General features: G+C 58.2%; 4 protein-coding genes, 1 tRNA gene and 1 pseudogene. 2 read left to right on the top strand and 4 right to left on the bottom strand.

Translation table 11 applies throughout. The features are described from left to right. Window positions 1-280 (top strand): annotated as a pseudogene (locus Q0X47_RS08275) (phosphatase); the annotation flags it as partial. Between the two features lie 723 nt (window positions 281-1,003). Here Q0X47_RS08275 and Q0X47_RS08270 read toward each other — a convergent pair. Both Q0X47_RS08270 and nhaA read right to left on the bottom strand, forming a co-directional pair. Next, window positions 1,004-2,263 carry a hypothetical protein gene (locus Q0X47_RS08270; protein ID WP_297724932.1) on the bottom strand — a complete coding sequence of 420 codons (1,260 nt, stop codon included), beginning with the start codon at window positions 2,261-2,263 and terminating at the stop codon, window positions 1,004-1,006. A gap of 155 nt (window positions 2,264-2,418) precedes the next feature. Next, a complete protein-coding gene (gene nhaA / locus Q0X47_RS08265; RefSeq protein ID WP_297724929.1) occupies window positions 2,419-3,786 on the bottom strand; it encodes a Na+/H+ antiporter NhaA in 1,368 nt (455 codons plus the stop codon). A gap of 72 nt (window positions 3,787-3,858) precedes the next feature. Here nhaA and Q0X47_RS08260 point away from each other — a divergent pair. Next, a tRNA-Leu gene (locus Q0X47_RS08260) sits at window positions 3,859-3,931 on the top strand. Window positions 3,932-3,956: 25 nt separating this feature from the next. On the opposite strand, the gene Q0X47_RS08255 is transcribed toward Q0X47_RS08260, so the two are convergent. Further along, complete coding sequence (locus tag Q0X47_RS08255) at window positions 3,957-4,685, bottom strand: response regulator transcription factor (RefSeq protein ID WP_297724926.1); 729 nt, start codon at window positions 4,683-4,685, stop codon at window positions 3,957-3,959. A 25-nt stretch (window positions 4,686-4,710) separates the two neighbouring features. Continuing rightward, window positions 4,711-5,670 (bottom strand): sensor histidine kinase, encoded by a 960-nt coding sequence (locus tag Q0X47_RS08250; RefSeq protein ID WP_367178294.1) that lies wholly within the window; start codon window positions 5,668-5,670, stop codon window positions 4,711-4,713. Window positions 5,671-5,950 lie beyond the last annotated feature (280 nt).

The following is a 5,950-nucleotide window of genomic DNA, read 5'->3' as shown; positions in this document are numbered from 1 at the left end:
TGGCGCGCTGCGGGAACGTGCCCGGCGTTTGATTCGGATGCCGCACGCGGAAAAATCCCAGTTGGGGCCCATGCACCCGCAGCGGGTGCGCCAGATTGCCGGCGGAGTCCTGGTGTGGGAGCGGATTCTCGCTTGGTTGGAGGCCCATCCGGCCCCCGGTTCCGGCACTGGTCGCTCGGATTCCGGGACTGCGCCTGCCGGTGCACCCCGCGGGACATTCCCGGTTCGGACCTCGGAAAACGATATCCTCGATGGGATTATCCTGTCCCAGATTCCCTGAATTCTGGGTCTGGTTTTATTGCGTGTTTTAGTTCTGCGGGGCGTTCGCAACGCTCCCCGCCCATAATTTCTCGCCCGGGCGTTAATCCTATTAATTTGGCTCGGTGTGCCATATATGGCACACCGAGCCGTTTAAATAGGTTTTATTGCGGTTCGCAAGGGCGTTGCGGCGGGTGTGCCGGAATCGCAGGTGCCCTGTGTTGCGGGCGCGTTTTTTGGGTTTGGTTGATTTGGTGCGGGGCGCTCGCTCGGGGGCGCTCGCGAGAGGCGGAAGGGGGAGGGCCCCCTCGCGTTTTGCGCGACTATTGTCGCAAAACGCTCACCCCCCAGCCTCTCGCTGAGTCGCCCCCCACGCTCCTCGCCCCGCCAGCCGAAATTCCCGCGCTACTACGTCCCGCAAAGGTACACTCCGCACCCAGCCCATCTAAATTCCCGCGGACGCTATCACATTCCGCAGGGGTACGCCCCGCTCTCCGCCGGGCTGAAATAGCGTCACTAATGGTGGGACCCCCCACTTCAGGCTGCGCTACCAACCTGCCAAAATTCCGGTGTCTATAACCTGATTTCAGCGCTGTTTGGGTGTGAAGCCTTCCTAGGTTTCGGGGCGCGCGTGGTTTAAAAGTGGGATTTGGGCAGTAGTTGCCAATAATGGCAGCTACTGCCCAAATCCCACTATTTATCCACAACCGTCCAAGTACTCCCAAACTCGGGCAGTTTGTTGAGGTTAGTTTTGTGGATTTGGATTCTGGGTGGGGTCGGTCGGCTCAGGGGACGGATCAGCTTGGTCGGGGATATTCGGCCCGAAGGACTGCGGTTGACCAAACTGGGTATGGTCAGGCTGATTCTGCTGTCCAAACTGAGTTTGCGGCTGTCCCGGCTGCGTTGGCTGAGCCGGGGTACCCGGCTGAGCAAAGGGAGTTGCTGGTTGGGCAGGTTGTCCTGGTTGCCCCGCACTCGGCTGAGCAAAGGGGTTGGATTGAACCGGCTGTCCCGGTTGCCCTGGCTGGGGCTGTCCGGGCTGGGCGTAAGGCTGCGGTTGCCCGGGTTGCCCGGGCTGACCGAACTGGGGCTGCCCTGGCTGAACTGGCTGTCTAACTCCGGGTTGTCCAGGTTGCCCCGGTTGCATGGGTTGCCCGAACTGGGGCTGTCCCGGTTGTACTGGTTGCCCAGGTTGCCCAGGTTGCCCGTAGTTCATCGGCTGTCCGAATTGGTTGGCCGGAACAGTCTTTGCCTTGCTCTTTTTCACCAGCACCACAATGAGAATGACGATGCCGGCGATTATCAGAATCCCAAAAATGGCCATCCCCACGAGGAACTTGCCGATTCCTTTCGCCACAGATTTCCCGGCATCGGTGAGGTCACTGTCCGGGTCGTACTCGGAATCAGCCTTATCGCCGGCATTTCCGCCAGGAATACCGGGCGAGGACACAATTTTAACCTCGCTGCCGAGGTCGGTCAGATCCAGCGTCACGGTGTCTCCCTTGAAATCAACGGGTTGCCTGTCCACGGTGGCTGTTTTGATGCCGTTGGGCATCTGGATTATCAGGTTCATGGTGATTGAGTCCATACCGTACTCGCTCATATCCCCGGCATCGTTCAGTCCCGATTTCAGTTCGTCGATGTCCTCTTTGGGAAGGGTCAGAACCAGGTCATCGCCGTCTTTTTTCAGGTTCTCGCTTGAAGCGAAATTCTGTTCCTGAGGCAGAATAATCTCGCATTTCATATCCCCGCCAGTACTCAAATCTTTGACCGTGGCCTCGTCCTCATCTTCCATATCCGCGAGATCCTGGCAGGTTACTTCCTCGCCGTCGCTCATGGAGGAAAGCAGGTCCTTTTCGGCTTCGCTCATCGCGACGATGACCGAAGGCTCAATGGTTTTCTCATCAATAACCTTCAGTTTGACGTCCATTTCGCAGCCGCTCAACGCCACCAACGCGATTGCTGCGATGCCCGCCACCAGGCTTTTCTTTTGCAAACTCCGCATTTGTTTGCCTTTCTAGGTTTTCGGGAAGCGACCCAACGCCGATTCCTCACTTCGAAAATATCAGATGCGTTCGATGCCGGATATACCCTTTTGGGTTATTTTCTTTCCCAAGTCCGCGGGGTCGGGCGGATGCACAAGGGTGGGGCGGGCTGTCCTCACTCGTGAGCGTGCGACCGGCGGTACGCCAGGCGTACCTGCAAAGCGATAGCGCCCAGGACGATGGACAGCGCGGTGCCCATGACCACGCCGATAGAACCGGCCTGGGTCAGCAAATCGTTGCCGCGGAAAGACAGGTGCGAAATCAACAGCGCCACCGTGAAACCAATCCCTGCCACCAGCGAAATCGGAACCACATCACCCATGGTCACGCCCTTTTCCAAGTGGAGGGGAGTGAACTTTTCCATCACGAACACGGAACCGGAGATTCCCAGCAATTTCCCGAAAGGCAACGCCAGCATGACCGCCACGGCCACGGGGTTGGTCAGCATATTGAGCGCTCCGCCTGGGGTGTCCACGATGTCCACGCCAGCGGCAAAGAAAGCAAAGAACGGTACCGCAAACGCGGCCGAAACCGGGTTGACTTTCATAGAAATCTGTTCCACCAGGTTGTGGACTTCCCAGTCGCGCTTGTCGGCAGGAACTACCATGCCCAAAACTACTCCAGCGATAGTGGCGTGGATACCGGAAACCAGCATGAAGTACCAGGTCAATACCCCCAGAGGAATCAGGAAGTACCAGTGACCTTTCCGCTTGTGACACAGGAACCCGAACAGGGCGGCACACGCCGCCATCGGCAACAGGAAAGCGAGATTCAGGTTAGAGCCATAGAACACGGCGATGACGATAATCCCGCCCAAGTCGTCGGCTACAGCCAGGGTCAACAGGAATGTCCTGGCTCCGTTGGGCAGGCCGCGGCCAAAAATCTGCAAAATCGCGACCGCGAAAGCAATATCTGTAGCGGTCGGAATGGCCCAGCCATGCCACGCTCCGGAGCCGGTAATGGCGGTGACCACCAGGAAAACCAGGGCGGGACCGGCCATGCCAAAGGCGGCAGCGATAATCGGCATCGCCGCGGTTCGCGGATCGTGCAGGGCACCGTGGGTGAACTCTTCCTTTAGCTCCAACCCGACGGTGAAAAAGAAAATCGCCAGGATACCGTCACGTGCCCACTCTTCAATAGGCATGGACAGGTGCAGTTTTTGCAGTACCGACAGGGTGTCAGCGGCGGCGGCTTGCGCCAAGCCGGGGTCGGGCACAAACTGTGCCACGGCCTGATACCCCTCGCGGAACGGGGTATTGGCGAAAACCAGGGCGATAATGGCGGCGATAATCAGAATCATGCCCCCGACGATGTCGTCAGAGACAAACCGGGCAAACCGCTCTTGCGCGCTGAGACGCTCCTCACCGGCTCGAACAGCGGCGTCGTAATCTTCAGGGGAAGGACCGGCTAGATCCTGCTCGCCGAAAAGGCCCTTGTTGAGATTTTCGTTTTCTTTATCATTGCTTGGCACTTCTTTGTCCATATTCAAAGTTTAGGGTCGATTTGAGTAAATCCCCAAATGAATAGATGATTAACCAGTCTGAAAAATGTGTGCGCCCCCGTAGCCCAATGGTAGAGGCAGCTGACTTAAAATCAGTTCAGTGTCGGTTCGAATCCGACCGGGGGTACAGTTTTTTCGCCAGTTCGGCGGGTTTACGCGGAAACAAGGCCGTTTTCGTAAGCAAAAATGACGGCTTGTACTCGGTCGCGGGCACCGATTTTGTTTAAGATATTGCCCACGTGGGTTTTCACCGTGGTCATCGAAATGAACAGTTGCGTTGCGATTTCCTGATTGGTTAGCCCTTGGGCGATGAGGGTGAGGACCTCGGTTTCTCGATCGGTGAGGCTGTCCAGCAGGGCTTGGTCGACCAGATTCGCGTCCACGTCGCTGTCCTGGTCACCGGGCAGCTGCGGGGCAAACATTTCCAGCATCCGTTTCGTCACGCGCGGGGAAATCGTGGCGTCCCCGTGGGCGACATTGCGGATAGCGCCGATGAGTTCCTCTGGTTTGGCATCTTTCAGTAGGAATCCGCTGGCTCCGGCCCGTAGCGCCGCGAAAGCGTATTCGTCCAGGTCAAAAGTGGTGAGGATAAGGACTTTCACGTTCGGGTTGCTGGCTACAATTTCCGAGGTCGCCTCGATACCGTTCATATTGGGCATCCGCACGTCCATCAGCACCACGTCCGGCGCGGTCGCCTTGACCATCTTTAGTGCGGTTTTGCCGTCCGCCGCTTCGCCCACCACCGTGATGTCGTCCGCCGCCTCCAGCACCATCCGAAAACCCATCCGGATTAGGGATTGGTCGTCGACCAGCAGCACTTTGATGGCTTCACTAGGCGTGGACTGTCCAGCTTGGGCAGTGTCGTTTTCTTTTTCACTCACGTTTATATTGTCCCCTAAAAGTTGTTTATGCGGGCATAACCCAGCCCTCGGACTTCGGTGCTTCGGCCTGCCATTGCAAGGTTGCCTCTACCCGCCACCCTCCGGGGGTGGGACCAGCCTGAACGTGACCGTCATAGACCGCAGCGCGCTCGCGCATTCCAATGAGCCCCTTCCCGCCGCCGGGATTAATCCCCGCCAGGGAAGTGGCGTTAAACACGACGATATGAATACCGTTGTCCCGCACTTGTAAATCGACTTCAACTGCGGTGGAGGCGGGAGCGTGACGCAAAATGTTAGTCAAAGACTCTTGCACAATCCGATAAATCGTCAGTTGCAACGGACCGTCAGCCGGCACCTCATCCCCGGAATAACGGTACGTAATCGGCAGGCCGGCCGCCCGGAACTGGGCAATAAGTCCGTCCATTTCCGCCAAATCCGGGGAGGGAGTGAAACGGACTTCCTCCAGCGAGGACGTTTGGGCGTCCGGAGGAGCGTTCGGGTCAAGGTTCTGGGGCACTTCGGTGGGTTGGCGCAGCACTCCCACCAGGCGGCGCGTGTCCGCCAGCGCCGCCCGCCCGGTTTCGCTCATATTGCGCAAGGCTTCCTTGGCGAGCTCAGGATTTTTGTCAATCGCGGCGGTGGCGCCGTCACTCATCGCAATCAACACCGTCAGAGAATGGGCCACAATATCGTGCATTTCCCGGGCAATCCGGGCGCGTTCGTCAGCCACCGCAATCTGCTCGGACTGCTCGCGTTCCAGCTCCAACTGCCGGTTGCGCAACGTCAACTCGTCCACCCGGTCGCGTCCCAACTGAACAATGCGCGCCAACAGCACCGCCACCACCATCAGCAGGGTAATCACCAGTGCCATCATGCCGCGAGCGGCCACGTTTTCCTGCGGTTCCAAGAAACCCGCTTGGACCACCACCAAAATGCCGACCCCGAACAGCACCACGAACGTGACCAGCAGCAACACGTTCGACACGACTCCGCGCAGGGTTTGCCGCCGAGCGGGGTCGGTTTTACCTCCGGGCTTGCGGGGTTCCTGGCTTTTAGTCACCAACCTATTGTGACACAGCTGGTTTTTGCCGGCCCCGCCGACAGGGCTGCGCCCCGAAAAATCACCCCGCAGCAGGAGGGCTGCGCCGTGGCAAAACCGCGGAAATCCGCTACGATTAAACCGTTGAGACAATAAGGAGAGACATGAGCAACCCAGTGTTTACCCGCAACAAAGTTTTTACCGAGCGTACTCCGGGAGGTTACCC

Source organism: uncultured Mobiluncus sp., from assembly GCF_947254095.1.
Lineage (GTDB): Bacteria > Actinomycetota > Actinomycetes > Actinomycetales > Actinomycetaceae > Mobiluncus.
The sequence above is the reverse complement of the archived record's forward strand: the minus strand, read 5'-3'. Positions and strand labels throughout refer to the sequence as shown.